Below are 26,582 nucleotides of genomic sequence, written 5' to 3'. Positions count from 1 at the left end.
ATCACGCAGGGGATGTTTTTGGCGACGGGTCATAGCAGGGCACCCAAGGGTTCCCTACTATCTTGACAGCCGCCTATAAAAAATGGCGATATTCGAGTCAAATGACCCACTAGTAGGCTGCGGCCTAAGTTTACATCCTATGTTTTTGTGTGGGGTGCTTCGCACCCCACACAAAAACATAGGTGATGGATTTCCGCCTCAGCGTACTAGCTGGATTGAAGATCAGCCAGGAAATCAAAATCGACCAACAACTGCACCAATGCCGGAACTGCCTCGGCTTCCCTTGTCAGAATATCTACCGCAGTGCCTTCCAAGAGAAAACGCAACTCAGGGGTTGCACTTTCGATCGCCGCCATCACGCGGCTCTGCCACTGCTCAATCAGGCAAGGTTGGCTACCACCCAAGCGGCTAGGAAGTTGAACTACTACATCCGGCTCCAACGGAAAGACATCAGGTTCCGGCATGTGACCGGTTGCTAAATCAAAGTACCAGTCATGCTCAGGTGTGCTGACCTTAAGAGTTAGCAATAAGCGCAGCAGTCCAGACTGCCAGGCCTGCCCGGGTTGCAGCAAGCGACAGCGCAGCCCACCAATGAGATACATCACCTCATAGGCACTGCGACTCACACACCAGAGGAGCCACGGCAGCAGATCCGCTAAGGGCACGCCCGCTTCTGCTGGGCGTTGGGCGAGAAATGGAGGAGCAGATTCGAGCAGATTGGCCACTTCACAGGCATTCTGTACCAGCAGTGGCAGGATATCGTCAGCCAGCGGTGGCAAGTCGGCCTGGGCCATGTTTTGGTAGGCCGACAGTTGCGGAATCAAGGTCGCCAGGTATTGCTGTAAAACAGTTGTGCGGTAAGCCTCTAGCCACACCGTATCGGTAAATTTGAGAATCGGCACTGATTGGGGCAGGGCAACCGCAGCTCGGGTCACTTCATAGTCAGGGATAAATTCCAACCCCATCTTTAATTGCAGGGTACCTGTCTGCCAACGATGCTGAGGGGTCAGACCTGTAACCGCAACTCCATTGAGAAAGCTTAGAACTGCTGGAGTTGTCATCCGAATTTGTTGGACAAAGCCTTGCAACAGTTCCCCAGCGGGACGGGGTTCAGTCATGGGGTACCCTTCCAGCAATTGAATAGGAACGGTAGTATCCAGGGTCATTTCCGGAGGATGGTGAGTCACCAGGTCAATCGTTTGGCTATGGTCAGCAATCCGAATCTGGAGCAGAGCCGTCATCCGAACGATGCCATGAGATTCTCGAGGCGATCGCCCATCCTCCTGCACAATAGCCCGTACCCCCTCCAGCAGCCGCATTACACCATAAGCGCTGCGAGCAATACCCCAGAGCAATTGCGGGGCAAAATCCTCTGCTAAGCAGTAGTTTTGCCACAGGTCTTGAGATAACCAGGATTCGGCCCCTTCACTGGGTCGACGGGAAAAGCTATCCAGGGTAGATTCAAGGGCATCCAGTAAGTCACTAGCCTCCTCGAAGACGTAGGGCAGCAAATTCTCTGGTGTAGCGGGGCGATCGGGATCCCATCCACCATCGGGCGATCGCACCCCCTGAACAATTTCCACCAATTGCTGCATGGCGGCTAAAACCTGGGTTGCCTGCCGCAACCTTGGTACCCGTTGATCTGGCGATGCTGTAATACGCAGCACCCAGGAACTTAAATCTGGAGTGGCTTCCGCCTCGGAAGGTAATACAGAATCAGTGGGTACCAGAAAATCAGTCATAGCTCACGGCTCAAGGAGGCTTAATTTCAGCATTCCCCTCTTTCCACCGAGCCACGCGTTGCATCCGCCGACTTCGCGCAAATCTTAATTTTGCAAAGCTTACAATGCAGGAGCTATGCAATCTGCACGTTATAGCGCTGTGCACGTTAAGTACAGCAACGGTGGTGTGGGGCACTTCGTGCCCCACACCACCGTTGCTGTACTTAACGCACTTGCACATTGCTATATACCAAATCAATGTGAAGCTGCGGAGAGTGGTGTGTGGAGCGTAGTGCCACACACCACTCTCCGCAGCTTCATAAAAGCGCTGTAAAAACGGTATGAGTAATTTTTGAAGCAACCCTTACAACCCGGGTTGCATGCTCCTCAAACTCTCCACGTCCAATTGGCCCAGCCGTTCGTAAGCCTGGTCGATCGCCCGCTTCCCCCGCAGAAAACCCGTGTTCGCTCCGGGGCAAATCCACTGCAATGTTTCCGACGAAAACTCTCGCTGCAACCGCTCCAGGCTACGAAGTTGGCGGGGCCAGTGAAATGTCTTAGAAACCCGCAGAGGAACGGGATCACCTGCCTGGTTGGGCAAAAGATGGCGTCCTGTAAACAGCAGTCCACCTTGTAAGGCGTGATAAAGACAGGACGAACCTGGAGAATAACCCGGTGTCCATAGAGCACAGCTGGTAGAACTGATTTGAAATTCATCAGAAAAGGGGGTTACAGGAATACCAGGAAGCAAATAGGCTTCCTGTTCCTGAATTAAAATCTCGCAGTGAAGCGCATTGTTCCATTCCCGCACATGGGCATGGGCTGCACGATGGGTTAGCAGCAGCCAGCGCACCCCTCCCTGTTCCTGCAAAAAGGCGACGTTGGTTTCATCCCAGGCCGGGCAATCAACCAGAATATTGCCTGTTGGCTCCACCACCAGGTAAGCCGTTCCTCCCATGGTGTTGCGATTGGGCGGAAAGGCAAACACCCCCTCTACAACCAGGCGGGGAAGTTTCCCTGAGCCCACTGCGGGAGGTTGAAGCAAGTCAAATTCAGTCGGTCCAGATGCCATAACCTTGAAAATATAGTTTGCCTGAAGGAGTGCCGAGAAGGGTTGCGCTTTTGTAGGTTGTGCGAATACCCATCAACAGCTCTGAAAATTCCAACCCATATTAGCCCTAAACAGGCTTTTTCCCAGCCTTTCAAACTATAACGGTTTACGACTCAATGCATTGGACGAAATTATCCTTAAGCTGAAAGTTAATTGAGTTAAGTTAAGACCCACAGCGCTTTGCGCTTGAATCAGCCACGTTTTTTTGTGAGAACCGGGCTCCGCACGGCTCTCACAAAAACAACTAGATTTTAAGCATTTGAAAAGCGCTGTAAATGCACCAGAAGTAAGTAGCTATAAGCATCAACCATTTAGATATTAAATACTCAACAAGCGAGGAACGTTGTTTCCATTTACCTCCAAGAAAACATCTGTTTCTCTTGTAACAATACTCTGGACAGTTTTTCTGAAACCCTTGATTTTGCGTGCGCTTCGCGCACGCAAAATCAAGGGTTTCAGAAAAACTGTCCGAACTAATGTTGTAAGTAACCTCAACTCGGTCTAATTAAAATGGGCTGTTTCCAGAGGCAGGCGAGGTGTGCGCCTCGAAAAAGTCCATAATCCGAACTCAGGTTAGTAAAGCGACTTATTTCACTGGGTTAAACTGTGGAGCGGTTTTACCTGGTGAGGAGCTTACCTCCGAGTTTTTCAACCAGATTTGGTATAGTAAGCAGCTTAAACATTTTTTTAAGTAGGGCTAATTCTGTATGAGCTTTACCAATATAGAAGTAATTCTCACAAAACTGCCCAAAGCATTGATGAAATGGCTCAGGGTGAAAAAGCTATCATGATCGAAGAGGTGTATCCCCTATCTAGGGTGATGACGTGCATCTTAAAACCGATTAAATTCAGTGGGGTACTTAACTGCCGCTGATTCATAGCCCTCTTAGCGCCCACTAGATAGCATGGCTTGGTTCCTTCTATTAGGAATATTAGGACTCTTCACCTACTTCACGGTACAGCGGAGTGTGGCGACTATCACACGCACCCCTGTATGGCTGTTGTGGTTGGTGCTGATGACCCCCGCTCTAATCTGGACGGGGTGGATCCTGATGAAAGGTGAAGAAGCTCAAATTCCTACCATTCTATTATTAGGGCCCTTCGTACTTTGCCCAATTCTTTATTGGTTTTTGATCCAGTGGGGCCGTCCCGTCTCACCGCCCCCATCGGAGACATTAACCTCTACTCCTGAAACCATTCCCATCCCCCCTGCTTCCCTCGACCCAAAAGGCATTATCAAACCCATCAACCGCGAAGAAGAAGCAACTCTACACACTTGCTTTCCCTGGACGGTTTATTACCTACAAAATGTCGAGTATCGCCCCCAGGCTTTGATTTGCCGGGGGCAATTGCGCGCTTCGCCCGAGGTAGCCTATCAAACTATCCGCGAGAACATCGAAATGCGGTTTGGCGATCGCTTCCTCGTCATCTTTCAAGAAGGGGGCAACGGCAAACCCTTCTTTGCTCTGGTTCCCAATGTACAGGCCAGACGGGGAGATGCAGCCAAGCGTTCTGATGGACGTCCTATTGTAGCGCTGGTGCTGTCGGCCTTAACGTTGCTGACCTGTACTCTGGGGGGCATCGTCCTGTTGGGCAAAACTGCTGAGGAATTGCCTGGGGATGCATCAGTTTTACTGCTTGGCTTGCCCTACGGACTCGCTTTGATGACCATCCTGGGTATCCATGAAATGGCTCATTACCTCGCAGCCCGTCGCAATGGCATGCGGGCCACATTGCCTTACTTTATTCCAGTACCCCCTACAGGAGTTTTTCCGTTTGGTACCTTTGGGGCGTTTATCCAGATGCGATCGCCCGTTCCAGACCGCAAAGCTTTGTTTGACGTCGGCATTGCAGGGCCAATGGCAGGTTTTCTGGCCTCCCTTCCCTTCCTATTTTGGGGGCTGGCGCACTCAACGGTTGTTGATCGTACCGAAACCTCCAGCATTCTTAATTTCAACTCGTTTGATCCACAGTCATCTCTGTTGCTGGCGATTTTGAGCCGATTGGCTTTGGGGGGCCAGTTAGCAGCTCAACAGACTATTGATCTGCATCCTGTGGCGATCGCCGGTTGCATTGGCATTGTCATTACCGCCCTGAATCTCATGCCAGTTGGCCAGCTAGATGGCGGCCACATCGTCCATGCCATGTTTGGCCAACGGATGGGCGCAACAATTGGTCAGATTGCCCGGTTGTTGGTGTTATTTATCTCATTTGTGCAGCAGGAGTTTCTGTTGTGGGCTATCCTTTTGCTATTTATTCCCGCCATGGACGAGCCAGCCCTGAATGATGTAAGCGAGTTAGACAATCGACGCGACTTTTTTGGCCTTTTGGCACTTACCGTCCTGGTCGTTATCATTCTTCCGGTTCCTCCGTTAATGACACGACTGTTGTTTTAGGCTCTCACGTTTTTTCACCTATTGGATTGGATCAGGAGCACTGGAAATGTCCCACGATGTCCAGCAATGGTTAGGGGAAATTAAGAATTTGCAGCAGAAGCTGGAGGATGCCCACAAAGAGCGAGATGGGGCCTTCGCCAGCGCTATGAATTGGCGCGAACTCTATCAAACTGAAGCTCAGCAACGACGTACGGAAGCAGCCCTCTCTCAACGCAAGATTGAGGAATTGCAGGACGAGCTAGAGCAGCTCCAGGGAAACCCTCCCCTCCCACCCGTAGCGACCGACCCCAGCGTGCCCGAAGCAGTACAGGAGTTGGTGAGTACATTAAAAACACCTGACGAGCTGCGTCAGGCGTTGACAAAGGCATTGATGGAGTGCGATCGCCTGACCCGCGCAATCAAAGCAGAGCAGGAAACCCATGCCCGTACTCGCCGAGAGCTAACGGCCGCCCTTGGGGATACCGTGGATCAACTGACCCGGGTACGAGGAGGACACCTGGTTAAATCCAGCGTCCCAACCCAGGTCAGTGGAGAGAGTCACGGGAATGAATCTGCCCCTAAAACCCCATCGTACGAACTACCGATTCTAGAGTAGGCGCAATTCCAGCTTTCACCTGGTTTTCGCAGTGTTTGATGGCGGTGTCGGGGTCTTTCAGACCGTTGCCCGTCAGCACGCACACGATCCGTGCGCCCGTGGGCACCTGATCTTTTACCTTCAGCAAACCCGCTACCGAGGCAGCACTGGCTGGTTCACAAAATACGCCTTCTTCCGCAGCCAGCAATCGATAGGCTGCCAAAATTTCTTCATCCGTGACCGCATTGAACTGTCCCTGGCTGGCTTCCTGGGCGGCGATCGCCTTCGACCAACTGGCAGGGTTGCCGATCCGGATGGCTGTGGCCAGCGTCTCAGGATGCGGGACTGGAGATCCACCCACCAGGGGAGCTGCCCCTGCGGCCTGGAAGCCCATCATGCGGGGTAAGCGTGTGCTCTTGCCAATTTGGTGATATTGGCAGAAGCCCATCCAGTAGGCAGAAATATTACCTGCGTTGCCCACCGGGATGCAGAGCCAATCGGGGGCATCGCCTAATACATCGACAATTTCAAATGCTCCGGTCTTCTGACCTTCCAGGCGATAGGGGTTAACAGAGTTCACCAGGGTAATAGGATAGTGCTCGGCTGCATCCCGCACAATTTGCAAAGCCTGGTCAAAGTTACCTTGAATGGCCAGCACTTCCGCCCCATAGAGCAGGGCTTGAGCCAGCTTACCTAACGCTACATACCCATCGGGAATTAGTACGAAGGCCCGCATTCCACCCCGCCGCGCATAGGCCGCTGCGGAAGCCGACGTGTTGCCCGTGCTGGCACAGACGACCGCTTCTGCCCCGGCCTCCTTCGCTTTGGAGATGGCCATGGTCATCCCCCGGTCTTTGAAACTGCCTGTGGGGTTTAAGCCATCGTATTTGACGAAGACTTCCACCTGCCGACCAATCTGGGCAGCGATCGCCGGGGCCGGGATCAGCGGTGTGTTGCCCTCATGGAGGGTAATGACCGGAGTCTTGTCGGTTACCGGCAGGAAGGGGCGATAGGTCTCAATCAGGCCACGCCAGCCCTGATAAGAGCTGTTAGCGGCGATCGCAGGTTGGGGATACATTTCCCCGCTCGGAGCATCAATACTTACTGTCACGATACGTCTGCCAATCTACGAGAAACGTTGAAAATCCTGGCATTAGTCAGGATAGAACAGACCAGCCCCATGTAACACATCGGGTTGATTGCTGGGCAGGGGTCGTCAGAACGAAACAGAACCCGATGAAGGGCAACGTAAATACCCGAGTCTATGCCCCATGCCTATCAGTCCAGTCTATCGCGACTCTACCAAGCCACTCAAAATCGATAGCTTTTATTACAGCGTTTTTTGTCTTTTTCGGCTTTCGGGATCCAAATAACAGCAGTTCTCAGTATAAAATCAGCCCCAAAAACCGCTTGCCTTCGGCAAGCGGTTTTTGGACTTCAAAGCCAAGATTGCGCGCCCGTCGGGAGCCCAATCTTGGCTTTGAAGCCCATCATGAGAACTGCTGCCCAAATCAAGGAATTTTTATGTGTACAGAGCCCACATAAAATTTTCCTGATTTGGCGTCATCGCCCGAGGATTGTGTCTATAGGATGACGCAAAAAACACTACCAATTGCGAAACTGCCACAGACCCCGGTTTCAGGAATGCAGCTTTCACTACAATCAGAGCCGAGGTTTGAGATACAATAACCCTCGTGGCGTGAGTAAGTACAAATGACTAGTCAAACCCTGGTATCGAATTCTTCTGTTGATGCTGCTAGCCAATCCAACGTCGCAGTTCTGACGCCTGCGGCTCCCCGGCTTCCCTACAGCAAACCGCAGCAAATTGAGTTGCTCCATCTACAAGCCGAGGCCGATGCTCTGCTTCAGCAGCTCCAAATTCTAAAACAGCAAAAGCAGCTGGCAACAGTTGGTCAGTAAGATTTGTTTGAGTTGAATCGAGTTGGCGATCGCTATTATCTCTACCAATAGCTAGCCTGGAGGTTTCGCCCTCAAACTCGATGCTCAATTGAATGAATTAACCGAAGTGTTCATCTAAAGTTCCTTGGGAAGGTGCCTCTGGCACCTTTTTTCTTAAATACAGAATTTACATATTTCTATTGGGTATGGCGTGTTACATGCCATACCCAATAGAAAGCCATCAGGTCTAGCAATTTTGCTCCGGTACAGCGCAAAGTATTTAATACGGGGTGTTTTGCGCCCCATATTAAATACTTATCAGCCCATTTGACTAACTGGAGTGGATGTCAGTAGAAGCGTTAGCCACCCACATTAATGGTTGACTCAACCTTCACCTTGCCATCGTCACCGATCGTCCATACATCGTAGCTACCGACCACATCACCTTGAGCGTTGAAGTCTACGGTACCGCTGGCTCCCTGATAATCGATGTCGGTTCCAGCCCGTACTAACTCCAGACCCTTGCAGACATCCGTTACGACCTCACCCGGAGCATTGGCCACTTCATCCAACTTGGCTTCAATGTCAGCTCCCCGACCCGACTTAGCCGCTTCCGCTGCTAAAACCAGGATTGCTGCGGCATCCCAGGAGTTAGGATCGTACACGTTGGGAGCACGGTTAAACTTCTCTTGATACAGCTTTGTAAACGCATCGATTGCCGGGCCACCCGCGCTTGGGGCAGTACCGATGACACCTGTGGTGATGAACTGACCATCCGAACCTTTGCCAACATTCTCTGCCAGCTCGTCACTCTTCATCCCATCGGTCAGGAGTACTTTGGTGTCACCCCCCAGCAACCCCTGCTCGTAGGCCGACTTGAGGATCAAGCTGCCCGTTTCCAGGTAACCGATGACCAGTACTGCATCGGGCTTGTCACCAAAAGAAGACTGCAATTCAGAGTCAAAGGTCGTCGCGTTTTCAGCGTACTTGGTGGGGTTGTCTTTATTCACAACCGTGCCACCCAACGCCTCAAAGGCAGGCACAAAAGCTTCTAGCAGACCATTACCGTAGTCATTATTAATGGCAAGCACAGCGACAGTGTTGAAGCCTTGCTCCCGAGCCAGTTGGGCGAGTGCATCCCCCTGGAACGTGTCGGGGGGAGCCGTTCTCGCCCAAAAACCCTTGAAGTCGCCATTCTTGGCCCGATCGGTGAAGGAGGGGCTGGTGCTGGAGGGAGAAATTTGCACCACCTGATTTCGTACAGCAATATCTACAGCAGCACTGGAGACGGCACTACCTGCAGCCCCAACCACCGCACCAACCCTATCCACTTCGGCCAGTTTAGTCATACCAGCCGCCCCTGCTGCTGGGTCCGTCTGGTCATCCTCTGAAATCAATTCGATAGGCTGGCCCAAAGCCCCGCCACAGCTATTGGTCGTATCTACTAATAAATTGATGCTATCTTGCATGGTTTGCCCGTATTGGGCCAGGTCTCCCGTCAGCGGCATCAAGCTACCCAATTTGAAGGGGCCATCGGCAGATGCCGCCGCAGGACTCGCAGAAGCCGATGCTGCTGGAGACTCAGCCGTAGAGGTGTTATTTTGGCAGGCGGTTACTAGAAGGAGGAGGGCGATCGCACCCCCCTGACCCAAGCGAGCAAACCAGCGAATGGGGCTATTCATAGGTGTCCTCGAAACAATTACAAAAAAAGTACGGCAGGTAGAAAGTGAAATACTATCGCGCCAGTAAGGGATTCGGGTGGAATCACCGAATGCAGATTCGGATACATAGCATAGCGGGTTCGAGAATGTTTGCAAAGCTGATGGTTTGCACGCAAGATGCACAAACAATCAAATTTGAAAATATTCCTACAGGCCAATCTTATGCTTCCAGTAAGTCGGTGTGGGTCGTGTTCTAAACGCGTGGTGAAAGGAACGCGAAGTGCTCCTTTCACCACATCCCATCCACGCGTTTGAAACACGACCAAAATATAGATCAGTTGAGTGTATTACAAACCACTCATGTATAATTCGTAGCCAAATTCTGTAACTCAGTTCATTGCTCATCTAAGAACTATCAGAGTAGAGTTTTCCTTCACCCAAACTTTCCTCTGATATTCGATCTGATATTAGAAGAGAAACCTTTTACCCGCCTCTCCGTCTACTTTTTGTAGGGGATGACGCAGTAACAAGGATGACTTCAATGTGAACCTGCAACCGTGGGCTTGCGCTTTGCCAGGTGGGAACCCAAGAACTAATTTTTGAGTTTTAGCATCGTTTTGAGAATGCGTTGATTAGTCTTGCATTCTCGATCTCGTGCTGACAAATTTGCCCCAATTAATATTTTTTATAGGACAGCCTTTGAGTTCAAAAGCTGTTCATAAAAAGGGTTGGGCATTTTGATTGGGGCGATCGCCACCTGCTACACTGCCACAGAGTCATAGCTGAAGTTTCCGGACTGTGCTACAAGTACTAAGAATTCCTAAGAGTTCCATACCGCTGGGATTTTGAAACTTGTTCTCGTCGTCATTAGGTTTAATGCGTCGTTTTCCAGGCCAGGTATTTGTTGTTTTTCAGGCATAGCCGAGGAGTCGTTATGAAACGTTGGACTCGTTGGGGTCTCAGGCTAGGGTTAGCGGGCAGCATCTTGCTGGGAACCCTCATCACCGCAGCCCATCAGGTTTTAGCATTAACCGATGAGCAGGTTGCCGCTCGACTCCGTTCTGTTCCCGTATTTGCGATTACTACCCCCGATGGAGCCCCCCTCGTCAATACGGTTACTCGTGGGGATCAAAGTGTCGCTGTGGCCGAGGTTTATATGAACTGGCAGGATGCTCAGGCATTCCTGGATCAACTGCGGCAAGCCAACCCCGACCTGGCAGGCCAGGTTGCTATCAAACCCCTTTCTCTGGGAGAAATTTTCCGTCTGATTTCGGAAGCGCCGGAAGGAAGTAATGTTCCTCGGTTTAGTCTGGTTCCTGGAGACGCTCAGGTGGCAGCGGCTCGTACCTTGTTGCAAGAGCAGGGCCAAGCTGCAGAAGAATTTCAGGGTGTGCCGGTGTTTTATGCCGAATCCACGCAGAATGGCGGCGGCTACCTCACCATTACCCAGGGTGAGAATCAGGTAATCCCCCTTTACTTCCAGCAGCAAGAGGTGCAATCGTTGCTGTCCCGGGTTTCTCAGCAGGATCCCTCCCTGGCTAACACAATGCAAATTCAGGTCACGACCCTGGAAGCATTGATCAGTGTGTTGCGGTCTGAAGATGATCCCTCCCTGAACAATCTGTTTCTGGTGCCACCGACCGAGTCCTTGCAATATATCCAAGAAGAGTTCGGTGGGCAGCAGGCAGCTCCTGGTGCAAACCCCAGACAGCGGTAAGGGCAACATCGTGAGCCACGCTCCTGACAATACCGATCGCCCTGAGGCCAGTAGAGCCGAGTATTCCATTTCGGGCTCTACCCTCTGGCAATGGCATCAGTTGGCTCAGGAGCAGGCGATCGCCGCTCACATCCCTCCCTATGAAGTGGATTGGCTTCTGCAAGAACTTGCAGATTTAAATGGTTTAGAGTTACGGCTGGGCACGTTGCGCGATCGCCCAGCCGTATCTTTATTCACCTCTTTGGAAGCGTTGCAACAACTCTGGCAACAACGCCTTACCGAGCGGGTACCCATTCAATATCTGGCGGGGCGTACTCCCTGGCGACAATTTTCTCTGCGGGTGACTCCGGCTGTTCTCATCCCCCGCCCTGAGACTGAAGAAATTATTGATTTGGTTCTAAAGCTGACGTCCGACCCAGAATTTCACAGTGGGCACTGGGTGGATCTGGGAACGGGGAGTGGGGCAATCGCTCTGGGCCTGGCTAGCATTTTTTCCCAAGCTCATATTCATGCCGTGGATGTAAGCCCAGAAGCATTAGCGGTGGCCAAACAAAATGCGATTGAGAATGGCCTGGGTGATCGCATTCAGTTTCATCAGGGGGAGTGGTTTTCGCCTCTCACCTCTCTGCATGGCCAACTGTGTGGCATGGTATCTAACCCGCCTTACATTCCCCGAGCCGTTATTACCACGCTAGAACCAGAGGTGATGGATCACGAACCTCATCTAGCCCTTGATGGGGGCGAGGATGGTCTAAACGCGATCCGGCACCTGGTCCATGTAGCTCCGAATTACCTGAAGCCAGGGGGAATTTGGGTTATTGAAATGATGGCCGGGCAGGGGGTTGATGTGGCTGAGTTATTGCGTCAAAACGGTCATTACCAGCAGATCGCCATTCATCATGATTTATCGGGCAATGAGCGTTTTGCTAGCGCCCAAAGAGTTTGATATCAATCCTGCGCCCAGAGGGTTTGGCCTCGATCCATCTCTGGCGGATACTCCCCCGTTTCCACCTGATTACGAAGCGTGTCGCGATCGCCCCAGTTCACCAGCTCTAAATACGTTCGCCCAACTCCCAAGCATTCCCCCACATCGTCGTAGACCTCTAACCAACCATCATCTCCATCGGTTGAGGCCATGATGGTGTAAACGGGGATGCCGTTGATGGGCAAATGGGACAGAGACACAGTGCCGATATCCCGCTCCACTAAGTTCTCCTGGTAAAAACGGTAAGCCTCTTCTACAGCAGCAGGTAACTGAGCATCAGCGGCCTGAATGCGTTGAGCCATCAGGTTAAGCGATCGCCCCACCTCTCGCCCTTCCTGATAGGCCTGATACCGCTCTTGCCAGTAAGAATGCAACTCTTCTGTTAGCTGTTGCCGTACCTGTGCTGCCTGCTCACTCATAGCCAGTGTTTTCCTCAATAGACATCCCAAGAAATTTGGGTGGCGGCGTATCCATTCAATCTGCTGTCATTCATTGTGATACAGCAATCCTATTATTAGTTGTGAAGGATGGGGCAGGTTGCACCCGCCCCACCCTTCACAACTAATTTCATCCATCAATTCAATGGCACAGGTTTCATTCAAAACTCTGGTGGAAGCGGCAGAGAAGGGCGATCGCCTGATCAGCTTTCCCACTGACACGGTTCCTGCCCTCGCAAGCCGCCCTGACGCTGCTGCCCTCATTTATGCCGCCAAACAACGCAGCGAAACCAAACCCCTCATTCTCATGGGTGGCGACCCAGCGGATTTATGGCCCTATGTAACCGGAACCGATACAGAAAGGGCCATATGGCAACGCGTTGTAGATACTTACTGGCCGGGGGCGCTGACCCTGGTGTTACCTGCGAGCGATCGCCTCCCCTCTGCCATGAACCCTAGCGATCCAACCACCATTGGCATACGAGTGCCGAATCGAGCGATCGCCCGTCATTTGCTCCGCCACACAGGACCACTCGCTACCACCAGCATCAACCGCTCCGGGAAACCACCCCTCCAAACCATTGCAGAGATTAACGAGCAATTCCCAGAGGTGTTGACCTTTGCACCAGCGGAATTAGAAGCCCTGGAAGGGAGTTTGGCAGACAACCTGGGCAACAAAGCTGCAAACTCTGGGCAGCCATCTACTGTGGCGAAATGGACAGAGGATGGCTGGCAAGTGCTCCGCGCAGGAAGTATTGCATTGTCCGCAGATGCTGGGCGTTAATCATTCAGCATTGCTTATGCGATCGCCATTTCCAACGCTGTTCCCGTCAAGCTAAACGCTCGCACTTCGGTAATCTGCACTTTCACCAGTTTGCCTCGCAGCGCTTCGATGTCGCCATTGAAGAAGGTGAGACGATTGGTGCGCGTGCGGCCCATCACCTGGCTGGGGTCTTTGGGGTTTTGGTCTTCTACAAGGACTTCTTCGATGCGGTTTTGGTAGCGTTGGGACCGTTCCGCTGCTTTGGTGGCAACCAGGTGGTTGAGACGTTGAAGGCGATCGCTCTTCACCTCCTCCGAAAGTTGATTTTCCCACAGCGCAGCCGGAGTGCCTGGGCGAGGAGAATAGGCGGCGGTATTCAGTTGATCAAAACCAACCTCTTCTACCAACCGCAAGGTATTTTCAAACTGCTCCTCGGTTTCACCCGGAAAGCCGACGATGGCATCTGCGCTGATAGCCGCATCCGGCATATAGCGACGAATAGTATCGATAATCCGCAGGTACTTCTCGCGGGTGTAGCCTCGTGACATGGCCTTCAGCAGCGCATTATTCCCTGATTGGAAAGGAATGTGGAAATGCTCGCACACCTTGGGCAGTTCGTGGCAGGCGCGGATCAATCGCTCCGTAAAGTAGCGGGGATGGCTAGTGGCGAAGCGAATACGCTCTACGCCGGGGACATCATGGACGTAGTACAGCAAATCTGTGAAGGTGTGCAGATGGCTACCATCAGGCTTGCTACCGGGCAAATCGCGCCCATAAGCGTCGATGTTTTGCCCCAATAGGGTCACTTCTGGATAGCCCTGCCGTCCCAACTCCTCCATCTCGGCACGAATGGCTTCGGGCGTGCGGGATTGCTCAACCCCACGCACATTAGGCACTACACAATAGGTACAACGTTCGTTACAGCCATAAATCACATTTACCCAGGCGGTAATCTTGCTATCCCGACGGGGCTTGGTGATGTCTTCGTAGATATGAACGGGTTCCGTTGCCACTACCTGGTTACCCTGGAACACCTGTTCCAGCAAGTCTTCCAGTCGATTGGCGTGTTGCGGTCCCATGACCAAATCCAGTTCGGGTACGCGGCGCAGGAGGGCTTCCCCTTCCTGCTGGGCCACGCATCCGGCCACGACCAACGTCAGGTCAGGTTGCTCTTGCTTACGTTTGGCCTGCCGCCCCAGGTAAGAATAAACCTTCTGCTCGGCATTGTCGCGGATGGTACAGGTGTTGTAGAGAATTAAATCTGCATCATCAGGCGTTTCTGACCATTGGAAGCCCATGTCTTCCAGGATGCCAGCCATCCGTTCGGAGTCTGCTTTGTTCATCTGGCAGCCGAAGGTGGTGATGTGATAGCGACGAGCGTTACGGGTCATAGGGCGCAGAAATAAGGCAGACCATCGCTGCCGGAATATCCTTATTGATTATAGGCGTTGGAGATTGCGCAGCGCTTAAGTTGTTCTGGCATCCCAACCAATTACATCCAGAGCCGTCATATCGGTTTGAGAAATCGGGGCAGGCTGACCCAGAAAAGGAGCCAGCGTCGACGACATAATCCCGGAAGCGTCATCATTCCAGTGGCCCGGAAAAGTGCTGTTGCCGTGGTAAATTCCGGTGCCAAAGCTGCTCAGGCGGGTTGTCCCTCCATTAATTGAAAAGAAGGCATCATGGGAACCCACCGTCCAATCGCGCACACCTGCCCCTGCCGCCATACTGTCCGAGGAATAGCGGAACAGGTCGAGGGTATTCACCCAGGTCCACTGATCATCAGCCTGCGTGTTGCTCTGATCCAGGGCATCGATACCACTAGAAAAACCAAGGATATGGCCAATTTCGTGAGCCAAAATTCCAACCAAATCCACCGCACCAGAGGCGATGCCATCCTTCCGATTCGTATCCCAGGCATAGCCCGACAGCCCCGACTGGGGCATCAGCATCACGGCATCGTAGCGGGAGTCACCCCCTGCAAAGGTACCCGCTGGAACTCCTTGAGCCAGGTTTAACCCCAACGCCTTCGCGTTAGCCGTCGTCATCCGGATGAGTCGGTTGTTAGCATCCCCATCGTTATCCAGATAGGGCTCAGCACTGCCGGAGCCGTTGGGGTTGTCGCTGGTGTAATTCATCAACAAGTTTAGAGCCGGGCTATTCGGGAGAGATTGCAGAGCGATCGCATCCCTCCCTGATGTTCGATCGCTCACCAACGCCTGCCGTACCTGGCTATAGGTATACTGCACCAGCGTAGAAGCCCCACCGGCCACATCGTTATCAAATTGGAAGTGAATATTGACCTGCACATCATCCGTCAACCGTTGTGACCACAACTGCCCCGCTTCCTCCAGAGCATTCCGAAATGAAGGTGGCACTCCTTCACCATAGGTAAAGTTGAACCGCAGTTTGGAGGGTGTCGGTAGAGCCGCCGCTCTTAGATCTAACTGATAAGCGCCCCTGGCATGAGGACTTCGCGGAGCTACCCGCACAAAATAGGTGCCAGGAGCCACTGTTTGCTGCACCAGGTGATTCGTCGTTGGCCATTGATGGAGCACAGCACCGTTGCTCCATAACAGTTGCAGGCCCAGGTCAGCCGTTGGGCGATGCAACATCAGTGACAGACGGCTACGGGTATTCACCTGAACACGGTACCAATCCTGGCGATCGCTCCCCCCAATCGACTCCCGCACTTGCCGACGCCCCAACGGCCCCAGATAGCGAGCCTGGTTCCGGCGATCGCCTGCCAAATCTGGCACAGCCGACATGCGCAGATTGTAGGAGGTGCTGCCGTCCACCCGAGACACTTGCAAGTAGTAGGTACCCGCCCCCAATTGCTGTTGAATTTGCTCTGCTTGCCGACCTGGACGCTGGGCAGTAGCCACCCGTTGCCCCCGCTGGTTGAGCAGCAACGCATTGGCCCCTGCCCTTAAGCCAGACAGAGCCATTTGAAAACTGCTGTGCTGGGCCAAGCGAAAGCGGTAGAAATCATTGCGGTCAGTGTGACTGAGGGAATCGCGGAAAGTTTGCGATCGCGAATTCAACGCCACTCGTCTGGCTGTATCAAAGCTATTACCAGCCCGGTCTATCGTCATATATTTGTCGTCAAGTGTTAAAAAACGACCATTCCCCCAACTCCGACAACCGGAAAGGGGCCTCAATCGAAATTTTTGAGCGTGCTTAAATCAAGGCGTTAGACCACAATTAAGCATCGGTGAAAGAATGCAACGCCCGGTTTTCTCAAGAATTTTTATGGCACCCGGCTCATCGGGCCATGCCAATTCTGCTGCACCCTACTCTTCCCCATGCGGCGTGCAAAATTCCATCGATTACTCATCAAGCAACGCAACAATTTCCTCTACCGTGAGGTTTGAAGGAGTGTTCCAGGGAGAACCGCCAACGGTACGACGCCCACCCCAAGAGCCTGCTTCGGGGTCTTTTTCCTGCTCCGCCCGGCTGAGTCGGTCGAAGGTTCCCTGGGTGAAATCGAGGGTGTCCTGTTTGGGATGCAAGGGAATGCTGCCGAGCGTGTATTGCGTTCCACCAGTCCGGTGATCCCGAATGGTAATGGCTTCTGGACGCAGCTTGGTCGATGCGTTATGCAGCCTGGGAAGAGCCTGGTAAAACGATCGCGGATCAATTCCATGGCTCGTACTGGTTTGGTCACAAACCGCAACATCCCCTCGGTCTGTAGTGATAAAGCGAATACGGTTTTCGTCGATCAGCATCTGGGTATCCGCTTCCATCTGTTGCCAATAGTCGTCAGCCTCGCCGCTTTCACCAGGGTAGGGGCGATCGCCCTTCGCTGCCTCAATCAACCACTCCGTTCCCCTCCGAAAGGCTTCCGACGAATACGCCTCCCAATGTTCGTCCTCCCATTCCTTCCGCTCATGGGGCAACCCCAGATCAGAGGCAATACCCTCACTGGAGTTCTTTAGGGCAACCACAGCCTTGGCCGCAAACTCAGCATAGGGCTTCAGATCATCGGGGACGGTGAGATGGTCGCAATCCCAGGCGATCGCTTTAAATCTGGCGATCGTTTCGGGCGTTAGCACCTCACGGGGTAACTGTACCCAGGCGGCTGCACAACAGGCATCCGGATCAACCATGGTGGTGACAAAACAGGGAGAAGCGTCTGTTGCCCGTTCTTCGATGAGTGTTTTCGTTTCTGGCATTGGAATTTCGTCCATCTGCACAGCTGCCCCACCTGAACGGTGATGATCCCAATGCAGATCGCCTGGTTTCGCCTCCCAATCCGGCACCGTGCCATCCACCATGACAATTTGATGATCGCGCGGGAGACGCTCGGCTTTGGTGGTCACGAGGTACATAGGGTATCGGCAAATAGGGGAATACCCTAAAGATTAGAAATAACTCAGCCTAAAAACACCCTCCTTTTAGTGGGTCTGGCAAGATGTCCACCCCACCAGCATCCAGAACTGTAGCCAGCGTCAGGCAACATTTAGTCTGGACAGTTTTTCTGAAACCTTTGATTTTGCGTGCGCTTTGCACACGCAAAATCAAAGGTTTCAGAAAAACTGTCCGGAGTATTGAGGTAACAAGAGCTTTGGTGACCCGGCATGCTTCGCACGCCGCATTACTCTCCTAACGTTTATTTTGTGAAGCACTAGATTTGGTGTATGAAGAATACACGTAAAATCTAAGATTAAAAAAATGGTCTATTTCAAATCCTTATGAAGCTAGAGTATGGCGATACGTGCCTTCCATGAGGATTTGTGCAATCTAGTGTAATTTTTCAAAAAAGTTTGTTGTCGTTGAGAGGGTTTATAAGTCAGAGTCAGAGTAGAAAACAAACCTGATAAGCTGCCAAGGGGAGATATCAGGTTTTTTGTTAAAAAAATTACAAATCAAATGCGCCAAACCCACGACCTGCACGTTGTTGAAACTTGTCCTCTGTTAAACCCGGACTTCATTCATCGGGAACTTCCCATTACAGAGGGCGTGGCTACTCTCGTAGCGGATACCCGCGATCGCATCCGCAACATTCTGCAAGCGGAGGATCAACGTCTGCTGGTGATCGTTGGTCCCTGTTCTATCCACGATGTGCATGCGGCCTACGAATATGGTCAGAAGCTGCTCAAGCTCCGCACTGAGCTGTCTGATCAGCTGGAAATCGTGATGCGAGTCTATTTTGAGAAGCCTCGCACCAATATTGGCTGGAAAGGGCTGATCAACGACCCCCATCTGGATGGCAGCTACGACATTAACACAGGTCTACGTTTGGCCCGGAAATTGCTGCTCGACCTGGCTCAACTGGGTCTGCCTGCCGCCACAGAGTTACTTGACCCCATCATCCCCCAATATCTGGCCGATGTTATCTCCTGGACAGCTATTGGGGCTCGCACCACCGAGAGCCAAACCCACCGAGAAATGGCTTCTGGTCTCTCCATGCCCGTCGGCTTCAAAAATGGTACAGATGGTAGCCTTAACGCGGCTGTGAACGCAATGCTAGCGGCTAGCTCCCCCCATCACTTCCTGGGAATCAATTTCCACGGCCTCGCCAGCATTGTGACCACAACGGGCAATCCCGACACCCATATTGTTCTGCGCGGAGGCAAAAACGGCCCCAACTATGACGCGGCTTCCGTTGAAAAGGCGGCAAAAGAGCTGGCTCGCCACAAGTTGAATCAACGAGTGATGATCGATTGCAGCCACGGCAACTCTGACAAAGACTACACCCGCCAGGCCGTTGTTCTACAAGACATCGCCAACCAGATTCGGGCGGGTTCCTCCTCCGTCATGGGTGTCATGGTTGAAAGCCATTTAGTGGCGGGCAACCAACCCATTTGTGCCGATCTGTCTCAACTGACCTACGGCCAGAGCATTACTGATGCCTGCGTAGACTTTGAGACAACGGCTGAGATGCTACGCTCCCTGGCAGAGGCGGTGAAGGTACAGACCTCCCCAGTTCCAGTTGCTTAATTTGAGTTAATTTTTTGTGCGTGTAGCACAAAAAATTAACCACTGTCAGCGAATTGTGGAGCTGTCAGGTTCTGGTACTAATTTGATTTGAGAAGATGCGATCGCATTTCATTGATTGCGATCGCATTTTTATTAGCTCATACGAATACCCAAACCAATATTGGGTGGTGTAGGATGCAAAGCACCCCAGACCACCCAATATTGGTTGATTTCTGCTATACAGTCGAGTTAATGTTTCAGTTTCAACAGCTTTTCTTTCGCGGCTTCTAACGTTTCAGGGGTTTTGCTAAAGCAGAAGCGAATGAGCGATCGTCCCAATTCCGGTTGGCTAAAGAAACTGGAACCGGGTATTGCAGCCACACCAATTTCCTGAATTAAATAATAGGTAAACTCAACGCTGTTCGTGTAGCCAAACCGCGAAATATCCGCCAACACATAGTAAGCGCCTTGCGGCTGAAAGTAAGGCACATTGATATCGTCTAATAACTGTGTGATGAAACGTCGCTTCGCTTGATAGGTTGTGGCTAAATTCTCGTAATACGTGGGGGGAAGTTTCATGGCTGCAACTCCGGCCCGTTGTAGAGGAGAGGGTGCCGCCACCGTCAAAAAATCATGGATTTTACGAATCGCGTTTGTTAATTCAGCGGGAGCCAGAATGTATCCCACTCGCCATCCCGTGACGCTATAGGTTTTAGATAATCCGTTGATGGTGACGGTGCGATCGCCCATTCCCGGCAACGTGGCAATAGCAATGTGTTCGGTGCCGTCGTACAGAATGTGTTCGTAGATTTCGTCAGTAAAAGCTAATACATCCCATTGCTGGCAAAGTTCAGCAATCAGCGTCAACTCGTCGCGGCTGAAAACTTTGCCCGTGGGATTGTGTGGTGTGTTGACGATAATGGCTTTGGTGCGATTGCTAAAAGCCCGTCTCAACTCAGCCTCGTCAAATGTCCAGTCAGGTGGATGCAAGGTGACATAGCGGGGAGTTGCGCCCGCCAGGATTGCATCAGGGCCGTAGTTTTCATAGTACGGTTCAAAAACAATCACCTCATCTCCCGGCTCAACCAGGGCCAGCATTGTTGCCGCCATAGCTTCCGTTGAACCGCAGGTCACGGTAATTTCCTTTTCGGGATCAATCGTTAAGCCCAAATACCATTGCACTTTGTCAGCAACGGCCTGGCGAAACAAGCGATCGCCCCACGTAATGGCATACTGATTCACATCCTGCGTGATCGCGTCACAGGCCGCCTGCTTCAGCTCTGGAGGGCAGGCAAAATCTGGAAATCCTTGCGCTAAGTTAACCGACTGATGTTGCAACGCCACTCGCGTCATTTCACGAATGACCGACTCGTTGATCTGGTCTGCTTTGGCCGATGTTTTTTTCTTCTGAGAATAAGCCATTTCAATTAACTCAGCGTGAAGGGTTCAAGTCGTGTACCAGGCTCAGGCCGTATTTAGGATTGCGATCGCCGCATTAATACGCGTTCACTACTGAGCAGCACAATCCCTACAGTAACGACCAAAATTCCAATCATCTGAACAACATTGAGCGTTTCATGAATCACAGCCCAGGCCAGAATTGTTGTGATGGCTGGGCTACTGGAGTTAATCATGGAGGCAGTCGTTGCACCAATCATCCGAATGCCAAGATTATGCATCACGTGGCCTGAAAAGCTGAATAATCCAGATAACAACCCACCAATCCACAGGGGAGTCCAATCCAGTTGTCCATCATGCGCTGGATAAACCAACAGACTCAGGCCTGAGAGTAACAAGGTCATGGCAAAACTCATCCACGTAAACGACACCGGATGCAGTTTCTCAAAAACCTTCTGAGCCAGCACGGAGTAAAACGCATAGATGACCCCAGAACTAATACTGGCAACCACCCCGATCGCCACCAGAGGCCCATCAGCCATGGCTGACGATTGAGGAATGGTCAGCACGGTACCCAACAGAATGATGCCAGCCACTCCCCATTTGAACAAGGTGGGGCGATCGCCAAAGAAGCGCCAGGATAACAAAGCGGTAAATACCGGATACGTGCTGAACAGCGTCAGAGCAATACCAGCCGGAATGGAACCGATCGCAACATACAGAATTGAAATATAAACAAACATCAGAACACCACAAACAAGCGTTTGGGCCAGAAGTTTCCGGCTATCCGGCAAAAATAGCTTCTGAATGTCTTTCGTGGCATTGGGATGCAACTTGGGTGCCAGGGATGCCATGAGGGGAACAACCAGTAACATCCGCATGAACATCAAAAGAAAAGAGTTATGAAACGTGGGGGCTACATAGCCTCCCAATGAAAATAACCCTAGAAAGACCTGATGAGAGAATAGAACTCGAACGACAATGTTATGTAATGTCAGAACAAATGCCGCCAATAAAACAGTCAAAATTCCAATCACAACATTGATGGCTTAGTAGATGGAAAATGGAATCAGCAGAACAGCTGTGGCAAACAAAATTTTTGGCTGTTAAATCGAAACTCAACTTCACAGACGGGTTATTCCATTAACCCGTGCAGGCAGGTTTAAGCCAAGAGTTGCGGTTTATCCACCTCTCCGCTAACCGATGTTGTGTTCACGTCACTGCTCAAAGAAGCGGTTGGCAGGGCGTGGCAAGCCAAGGTTTTCGCGCAGCGTTTTTCCTTCGTAGTCTTTGCGAAAGATACCACGCCGCTGAAGTTCTGGAATCACCTGATCGACAAAATCATTCAGCCCTTCCGGCAGAAAAGGAAACATCACATTAAAGCCATCCGATCCTTCTTCCATGAGCCATTGCTCCATGTCATCGGCGATCGTCTGGGGCGTACCAACAAAAATCAGCCCACCATAACTGGCAGCTCGTTGGGCCAGCTGGCGAATGGTCAAATTTTCACGTTGGGCCAGGGCAACGATGCGATCGCGCCCCGTCTGGCTACCATTTGTCTCTGGAATTTCCGGCAACGGCCCATCCGGGTCAAAACCGGAGACATCATAGCCCAGTGCCAGATTCAGACTGCTAATCCCACTGTCGTAGTGTATCCGACTATCCAGGTGAGCTTGCTTTGCCTGGGCAGCTTCGACCGTTTCGCCCACCACGACCAGAACACCCGGCAAAATTTTGATGCTGTCAGGATCACGACCAACAGCCTGGGCACGACGTTTAACATCTGCAAAAAATGCCTTACCAGCCTCTAGCGTGTTAACGCCTGAAAAGATCACCTCGGCCGTTTCAGCGGCCAGTTGTCGTCCCGCTTCCGAAGCACCCGCCTGAACAATTACAGGATAGCCCTGAATCGGCCTGGCGATGTTTAAGGGCCCCCGCACCGAGAAATATTTTCCCTTGTGATCGAGAATATGCATTTTTGCCGGATCGAAATAAATCCCTGCTTCCACATCTCGGATAAACGCATCATCGGCGAAGGAATCCCAAAGCCCTATCACCACATCATAAAATTCACGAGCCCGCTTGTAGCGTTCACCGTGTTCCATTTCCTCCTCCAGGCCAAAGTTCAGCGCAGCGTCTGGATTGTACGTCGTAACAATATTCCAGCCCGCACGGCCACCACTGATATGGTCAAGCGAGGCAAAGCGGCGAGCAACGTGATAAGGCTGGTCGTAGGTCGTTGAAGCAGTGGCGACGAGCCCAATATGTTCGGTGACGCCAGCCAGGGCGGAAAGCAGGGTGAACGGCTCAAAGGAAGTCACAGTATGACTCCGCTTCAGGGCGTTAATGGGCATATTCAAAACCGCCAAGTGATCGGCCATAAAGAAGGCGTCAAACTTGCCCTGCTCCAGTTTTTGAATGAATTGTTTGAGCGCCGGAAAGTTGAAGTTGGCATCAGGCAACGCCCCAGGATAACGCCAGGCACCCGTATGGATGCTAACCGGACGCATAAACGCCCCCAGTTTCAACTGTTTTGAACGAGTCATTCACCCTCCCATGCACAGCCTACGTAACACCAGTTTAAAAACCAAACCAGTTAGATGTTTGTAAGGGAATGGCCCGGAGGGCCATTCCCTTACAAACATCTAACTGGGCTTTATTCCAGTGTACGTGCACACATTAAATGCTGGATTCTCAACAGGCGCTTCTACTTCTTAGCCATATCTGGCGATCGGCTCAACTACTGCACAATAAAAAATAATTGTCAACCTGCCTGAGGTCGACTTAAACTGCATTAGCGATCGCTAGGTACAGGCGGGGACGCCCTCCATACCCAAGGTCTAACTACATATGAGATGAGGAGAGGCAGTCATGGCAATGCTCACCAATGCGAATTTAGCCCTGCGTCAACAGCAGTTGCATCAGTCGCTCTCCAGACTACCAGACGCTGAACGTTGCAGGCTTCCATTTAGCGATGAAGAACTGAAAGCGTTCCAGCAATCCTTACAAGGCACGATCGTGCTTCCAGGCGATCCGACATACCCCCAAGATCGAAAAGGACATTCCCTAGTCCCCGATCTCCCCTATCCCTGCATCATCGTTTACTGTGCGGCTGAATCAGATGTTGCTGCATGCTTGGCGCTTGTCACGAAATACCGGGATGAACTGCCGTTCGCTGTTCGCTCAGGAGGACACAGCAACACCGGATACTCTGTAGTCGATGGTATGGTGATCGACATCAGCAACCTCAACGGGGTGTTCGTATCTCCTGATCGGACGACCGCTGTTGTACAGGCGGGCGCTACCCTTGGATTGGTCAACGCTGAGCTAGATCTCTATGGGCTACATATTCCGGGTGGCGAATGCGCGACGGTAGGAGTGGCCGGTCACATGCAGGGCGGTGGCTACGGCTTTACTTCCCGTACCTTCGGTTTGAACTGTGATGTCGTTGAACGCGTTCGAGTGATGCTCGCTGACGGCAAAATCGTCGTTGCCGATGAAACTCAGAACACTGACCTGTACTGGGCGATACGAGGAGCCACGGGTGGCACCCTGGGGATACTCCTTGAGGTGGAATATCGCACGGCCCCGCTCAGCGATCTATGGGCGTTTGTGATTGAATGGCCCATTGATCAGGCCGCTCAGGTGCTACCGGAGTTACAGAGAAACTATATGCAGACTGGATTGACGCCCAAACTTGGGTATCAATGTGCCTTTTCCAGAATTCGCGGCGCGGAAGATTGTTCGTTCTTGTTCATGGGAATGTATGCAGGCCCACGGGAGGAGGGCAAGGGCTTGATCGCCCCTTTGATGACTATCGGTACGCCGAACCTGTTGCAGGAGCAGGTGGCGCGATACAAAAACCTCAGCGACTTCTTGCTCAATTGGTGGGAGATCCCACCAGATTTAGAAACCGTCTTTGAAAGCAAGCAGAGCAACTACATTGCGCGCACCCTGGAACCGAGCGAATGGACCGAAATCATTGACTATTTCAAGACCACACCCAACCTCTATAACTTGTGTGCATTTGAGGTCTATGGGGGAGCCGCAGCATCACCCCAACGCCCCAACGCCTTCATTCACCGCGACGTCGATTTCGATTTCTTCATAGACTCGTTCTTCAGTGACAAGTGGCCCAAGAGTGGCCAGAAAGAGGCGGAAGAATGGCTCACAGGGTTCAACGCACTGCTCCAAAAATACTCTAACGGGCACAAATACCAGAATTATCCAAACCGGAATAATATCAACTATCGCTGGAACTACTGGGGTGACGTGTTTAATTCACTCCTGTTCGTTAAGACAAAATACGATCCGACCAACTTGTTTACCAATGAGCAGGGGTTAACACCGTATCCGGAAGGAGCGGATATCCAACGCTCTGAAGTTCCCTCTCAATTCAGCGATACGAAAATTGTCTATGAACCCAGACACTAAGGCGAGTTTTGAAACTTGCTGGAAGGGTTGTTTTTTCGTGCGCGAAGCACACGAAAAAACAACCCTTAAAACAGACCCTAGTATTCCGTTAAGAATTTTTTGACGAGTCAAAGACCGGTCAAAAAATTCTTATTAGTTTTTAAGTGTTGGGTGCCCGACACTTAAAAATTGATAGAACACTAGGGGCGTGTCGCTGCTACAACCTCTCACTGCAATGGAGATACCGTCATGTTCCTTAGCGTGCACCACGCTACCAGCTTGAACCGTTACGAAGAGCTGCCAGTTCAATCGCGGGAGCCTCGAACGCCCTTGGTGCGGCCTCTAAAGCCCATTAGCTGCAACGAGGCCGTGCTGACGGTGGATCATCAGTCTCTTCAAGACCTATTAGATGGTGCCGCCTTTCTTTCAGTGGGAGGCGGTGGTCCGAAAAGTATGGGGCGGGATATGCTCGGAACCCTTGATCCGAGCCAGGTGATTCCCATGGTCGGGGTCGATCAGGTCGGCGATGACCAATGGGTTGTCATGTCTGCCTATTTGGGATCGCCGATCGCCGCAGCCAATTTGAAATCCCCCAGCTTCAATTCGTTAGAGCGCTGCATCAGAGCACTGGAAAAATCGGCAGGCGTCAGCGTATCGTTTGTGGTGCCAGGTGAAATAGGTGCGGTCAACAGCATCGCACCCATTCTGGCGGCGTGTGACCTGGGCGTTCCCGTGGTCGATGCCGATGGTTGTGGGCGGGCAGTGCCACTCATCGCCGCAACCACCTTCGGGCTACAAAACGAGCTGATTCAGCGGGGTGGGGCAGCGATCGCCAACGATGCAAACGACCCAACCCAGTATCAATCTGCCGTTTTTCAGGCCTGTACAACCAGCCAGATTCAGACTAATGCGATCGCGGTCATTGGCAGCTCCGCCTACGGGCTGCTCGGTGCCATTGCCACATGGTTAATGAAAGGGTCAGAACTCAAGAAATTTGCCGTTCCTGGAGGTCTTAGCAATGCCATTGCCGTAGGAGCCGCAATCCGGCAAAGTCAAGGCAACTATCTACAGGATGTGCAGCAAGCTTTGAAAACCGCTGGCCTCAAGAGCCGGGTACTGGGCGGGGCACCCATGAAGCCGCTGAAGATGGCCGTTGCTACTCAGCAAGGACACGATCACGCGACGCTGACCTTGCAGGTGAGCGGTAGCGAGGAAATTGTAACCGTTTACATGGTTAACGAAAACATCTTGGCCTACTCTAGTAAGTTATCGCAGCCCGTTATCATGGCCCCTGATATGTTGGCCTGGCTGGGTCTGGATGGCTCTACCTTCGACAACTCGGAACTAGCGGCAAAAATCCAAACCGGAGAGGCCGGGGAACTGTATGCCATTGGCATCGAGGCGACTCAACCGATTGGTGCCCCCAGCCAGGCCCACCGCATCGCGTTTCGTGATGACCCTGGCATTTTGAAGGTAATGCAGGCGATGATGGAAGACCTGGGCTATGCAGGAAGCTATGTCAAGTTTCAGGCTTGAGTTGGAGAAAACCGTGCAGCTTGCTTCTGACTAGTTCAGTTGGGCGTCA

20 protein-coding genes are annotated in these 26,582 nt (G+C 52.0%); 9 read left to right on the top strand and 11 right to left on the bottom strand.

What is annotated here, in order from left to right; genetic code table 11:
• Nucleotides 1-206: 206 nt before the first annotated feature.
• The gene (locus NDI52_RS19010) at nt 207-1,742 is read right to left on the bottom strand and encodes a hypothetical protein (RefSeq protein WP_190789396.1); all 1,536 of its coding nucleotides are present in this window, start codon (nt 1,740-1,742) and stop codon (nt 207-209) included.
• A gap of 343 nt (nt 1,743-2,085) precedes the next feature.
• The gene (locus NDI52_RS19005) at nt 2,086-2,793 is read right to left on the bottom strand and encodes an MBL fold metallo-hydrolase (protein ID WP_190772212.1); all 708 of its coding nucleotides are present in this window, start codon (nt 2,791-2,793) and stop codon (nt 2,086-2,088) included.
• A 944-nt stretch (nt 2,794-3,737) separates the two neighbouring features.
• Here NDI52_RS19005 and NDI52_RS19000 point away from each other — a divergent pair.
• Both NDI52_RS19000 and NDI52_RS18995 read left to right on the top strand, forming a co-directional pair.
• The gene (locus tag NDI52_RS19000; protein ID WP_190772213.1) at nt 3,738-5,228 is read left to right on the top strand and encodes a site-2 protease family protein; all 1,491 of its coding nucleotides are present in this window, start codon (nt 3,738-3,740) and stop codon (nt 5,226-5,228) included.
• A 46-nt stretch (nt 5,229-5,274) separates the two neighbouring features.
• Nucleotides 5,275-5,823, top strand: a complete 549-nt coding sequence (locus tag NDI52_RS18995; RefSeq protein WP_190772214.1) for a hypothetical protein — start codon at nt 5,275-5,277, stop codon at nt 5,821-5,823.
• Here the strand turns inward: NDI52_RS18995 and thrC are convergent.
• Entirely contained in the window at nt 5,786-6,880 is a 1,095-nt protein-coding gene (gene thrC, locus NDI52_RS18990) for a threonine synthase (protein WP_190772279.1), read from the bottom strand. The two genes, NDI52_RS18995 and thrC, sit on opposite strands and share 38 nt — an antisense overlap.
• Nucleotides 6,881-7,515: 635 nt before the next feature.
• On the opposite strand from thrC, the gene NDI52_RS18985 reads away from it, so the two are divergent.
• On the top strand, nt 7,516-7,722 hold the full coding sequence (locus NDI52_RS18985; RefSeq protein WP_190772215.1) for a hypothetical protein: 207 nt from the start codon (nt 7,516-7,518) through the stop codon (nt 7,720-7,722).
• Nucleotides 7,723-8,060: 338 nt separating this feature from the next.
• On the opposite strand, the gene NDI52_RS18980 is transcribed toward NDI52_RS18985, so the two are convergent.
• Complete coding sequence (locus NDI52_RS18980; protein ID WP_190772216.1) at nt 8,061-9,383, bottom strand: ABC transporter substrate-binding protein; 1,323 nt, start codon at nt 9,381-9,383, stop codon at nt 8,061-8,063.
• A 913-nt stretch (nt 9,384-10,296) separates the two neighbouring features.
• Between NDI52_RS18980 and NDI52_RS18975 the strand changes: the two genes are divergently transcribed.
• Nucleotides 10,297-11,079 (top strand): Tic22 family protein, encoded by a 783-nt coding sequence (locus NDI52_RS18975; RefSeq protein ID WP_190772217.1) that lies wholly within the window; start codon nt 10,297-10,299, stop codon nt 11,077-11,079.
• Nucleotides 11,057-12,025, top strand: a complete 969-nt coding sequence (gene prmC / locus NDI52_RS18970) for a peptide chain release factor N(5)-glutamine methyltransferase (protein WP_347280043.1) — start codon at nt 11,057-11,059, stop codon at nt 12,023-12,025. The genes NDI52_RS18975 and prmC overlap by 23 nt, the downstream gene beginning before the upstream one ends.
• A 2-nt stretch (nt 12,026-12,027) precedes the next feature.
• Here prmC and NDI52_RS18965 read toward each other — a convergent pair whose 3' ends face one another.
• The gene (locus NDI52_RS18965; protein ID WP_190772218.1) at nt 12,028-12,483 is read right to left on the bottom strand and encodes a hypothetical protein; all 456 of its coding nucleotides are present in this window, start codon (nt 12,481-12,483) and stop codon (nt 12,028-12,030) included.
• Between the two features lie 163 nt (nt 12,484-12,646).
• Between NDI52_RS18965 and NDI52_RS18960 the strand changes: the two genes are divergently transcribed.
• Nucleotides 12,647-13,285, top strand: coding sequence for an L-threonylcarbamoyladenylate synthase (locus NDI52_RS18960; protein ID WP_190772219.1), 639 nt, complete (start codon nt 12,647-12,649; stop codon nt 13,283-13,285).
• Nucleotides 13,286-13,299: 14 nt separating this feature from the next.
• Here the strand turns inward: NDI52_RS18960 and miaB are convergent, their stop codons facing one another.
• The 3 genes from miaB to NDI52_RS18945 form a co-directional block, all read right to left on the bottom strand.
• Entirely contained in the window at nt 13,300-14,655 is a 1,356-nt protein-coding gene (gene miaB / locus NDI52_RS18955; RefSeq protein WP_348256491.1) for a tRNA (N6-isopentenyl adenosine(37)-C2)-methylthiotransferase MiaB, read from the bottom strand.
• Between the two features lie 75 nt (nt 14,656-14,730).
• Entirely contained in the window at nt 14,731-16,359 is a 1,629-nt protein-coding gene (locus NDI52_RS18950) for an NF038122 family metalloprotease (RefSeq protein WP_190772221.1), read from the bottom strand.
• Nucleotides 16,360-16,593: 234 nt separating this feature from the next.
• Nucleotides 16,594-17,595, bottom strand: a complete 1,002-nt coding sequence (locus tag NDI52_RS18945; protein WP_190772222.1) for a hypothetical protein — start codon at nt 17,593-17,595, stop codon at nt 16,594-16,596.
• A gap of 541 nt (nt 17,596-18,136) precedes the next feature.
• On the opposite strand from NDI52_RS18945, the gene NDI52_RS18940 reads away from it, so the two are divergent.
• Entirely contained in the window at nt 18,137-19,207 is a 1,071-nt protein-coding gene (locus NDI52_RS18940; RefSeq protein WP_190772223.1) for a 3-deoxy-7-phosphoheptulonate synthase, read from the top strand.
• Nucleotides 19,208-19,435: 228 nt separating this feature from the next.
• On the opposite strand, the gene NDI52_RS18935 is transcribed toward NDI52_RS18940, so the two are convergent.
• From NDI52_RS18935 to NDI52_RS18925, 3 genes are all read right to left on the bottom strand, one after another.
• A complete protein-coding gene (locus NDI52_RS18935) occupies nt 19,436-20,608 on the bottom strand; it encodes an aminotransferase class I/II-fold pyridoxal phosphate-dependent enzyme (protein WP_190772224.1) in 1,173 nt (390 codons plus the stop codon).
• A 53-nt stretch (nt 20,609-20,661) separates the two neighbouring features.
• Nucleotides 20,662-21,621, bottom strand: a complete 960-nt coding sequence (locus NDI52_RS18930; RefSeq protein WP_190789397.1) for an EamA family transporter — start codon at nt 21,619-21,621, stop codon at nt 20,662-20,664.
• Nucleotides 21,622-21,801: 180 nt separating this feature from the next.
• Nucleotides 21,802-23,130, bottom strand: coding sequence for an LLM class flavin-dependent oxidoreductase (locus tag NDI52_RS18925; RefSeq protein WP_190772226.1), 1,329 nt, complete (start codon nt 23,128-23,130; stop codon nt 21,802-21,804).
• 325 nt (nt 23,131-23,455) lie between these two features.
• Between NDI52_RS18925 and NDI52_RS18920 the strand changes: the two genes are divergently transcribed.
• Together NDI52_RS18920 and NDI52_RS18915 are read left to right on the top strand one after the other, a co-directional pair.
• On the top strand, nt 23,456-25,018 hold the full coding sequence (locus tag NDI52_RS18920; protein ID WP_190772227.1) for an FAD-binding oxidoreductase: 1,563 nt from the start codon (nt 23,456-23,458) through the stop codon (nt 25,016-25,018).
• A gap of 228 nt (nt 25,019-25,246) precedes the next feature.
• Nucleotides 25,247-26,533: a DUF917 family protein gene (locus NDI52_RS18915; RefSeq protein ID WP_190772228.1), complete on the top strand. Its 1,287-nt coding sequence runs from the start codon at nt 25,247-25,249 to the stop codon at nt 26,531-26,533.
• The last annotated feature ends 49 nt before the right edge of the window (nt 26,534-26,582 follow it).

Origin of the sequence: Leptolyngbya sp. PL-A3, assembly GCF_039962325.1 — a bacterium.
Lineage (GTDB): Bacteria > Cyanobacteriota > Cyanobacteriia > Elainellales > Elainellaceae > Vacuolonema.
Note: the sequence above shows the minus strand (reverse complement) of the source record. Positions and strands in the feature narration are given on the sequence as shown.

Coding starts and splice junctions, on each gene's coding strand:
- NDI52_RS18995 (WP_190772214.1), top strand. CDS start 5,275: ATGTCCCACGATGTCCAGCAATGGTTAGGGGAAATTAAGAATTTGCAG.
- NDI52_RS18925 (WP_190772226.1), bottom strand. CDS start 23,130: ATGACTCGTTCAAAACAGTTGAAACTGGGGGCGTTTATGCGTCCGGTT.
- miaB (WP_348256491.1), bottom strand. CDS start 14,655: ATGACCCGTAACGCTCGTCGCTATCACATCACCACCTTCGGCTGCCAG.
- NDI52_RS19010 (WP_190789396.1), bottom strand. CDS start 1,742: ATGACTGATTTTCTGGTACCCACTGATTCTGTATTACCTTCCGAGGCG.
- NDI52_RS18935 (WP_190772224.1), bottom strand. CDS start 20,608: ATGGCTTATTCTCAGAAGAAAAAAACATCGGCCAAAGCAGACCAGATC.
- NDI52_RS19000 (WP_190772213.1), top strand. CDS start 3,738: ATGGCTTGGTTCCTTCTATTAGGAATATTAGGACTCTTCACCTACTTC.
- thrC (WP_190772279.1), bottom strand. CDS start 6,880: ATGTATCCCCAACCTGCGATCGCCGCTAACAGCTCTTATCAGGGCTGG.
- NDI52_RS18960 (WP_190772219.1), top strand. CDS start 12,647: ATGGCACAGGTTTCATTCAAAACTCTGGTGGAAGCGGCAGAGAAGGGC.
- NDI52_RS18940 (WP_190772223.1), top strand. CDS start 18,137: ATGCGCCAAACCCACGACCTGCACGTTGTTGAAACTTGTCCTCTGTTA.
- NDI52_RS18920 (WP_190772227.1), top strand. CDS start 23,456: ATGGCAATGCTCACCAATGCGAATTTAGCCCTGCGTCAACAGCAGTTG.
- NDI52_RS18975 (WP_190772217.1), top strand. CDS start 10,297: ATGAAACGTTGGACTCGTTGGGGTCTCAGGCTAGGGTTAGCGGGCAGC.
- NDI52_RS18915 (WP_190772228.1), top strand. CDS start 25,247: ATGTTCCTTAGCGTGCACCACGCTACCAGCTTGAACCGTTACGAAGAG.
- NDI52_RS18950 (WP_190772221.1), bottom strand. CDS start 16,359: ATGACGATAGACCGGGCTGGTAATAGCTTTGATACAGCCAGACGAGTG.
- NDI52_RS18965 (WP_190772218.1), bottom strand. CDS start 12,483: ATGAGTGAGCAGGCAGCACAGGTACGGCAACAGCTAACAGAAGAGTTG.
- NDI52_RS18985 (WP_190772215.1), top strand. CDS start 7,516: ATGACTAGTCAAACCCTGGTATCGAATTCTTCTGTTGATGCTGCTAGC.
- NDI52_RS18980 (WP_190772216.1), bottom strand. CDS start 9,383: ATGAATAGCCCCATTCGCTGGTTTGCTCGCTTGGGTCAGGGGGGTGCG.
- NDI52_RS19005 (WP_190772212.1), bottom strand. CDS start 2,793: ATGGCATCTGGACCGACTGAATTTGACTTGCTTCAACCTCCCGCAGTG.
- NDI52_RS18945 (WP_190772222.1), bottom strand. CDS start 17,595: ATGTACCTCGTGACCACCAAAGCCGAGCGTCTCCCGCGCGATCATCAA.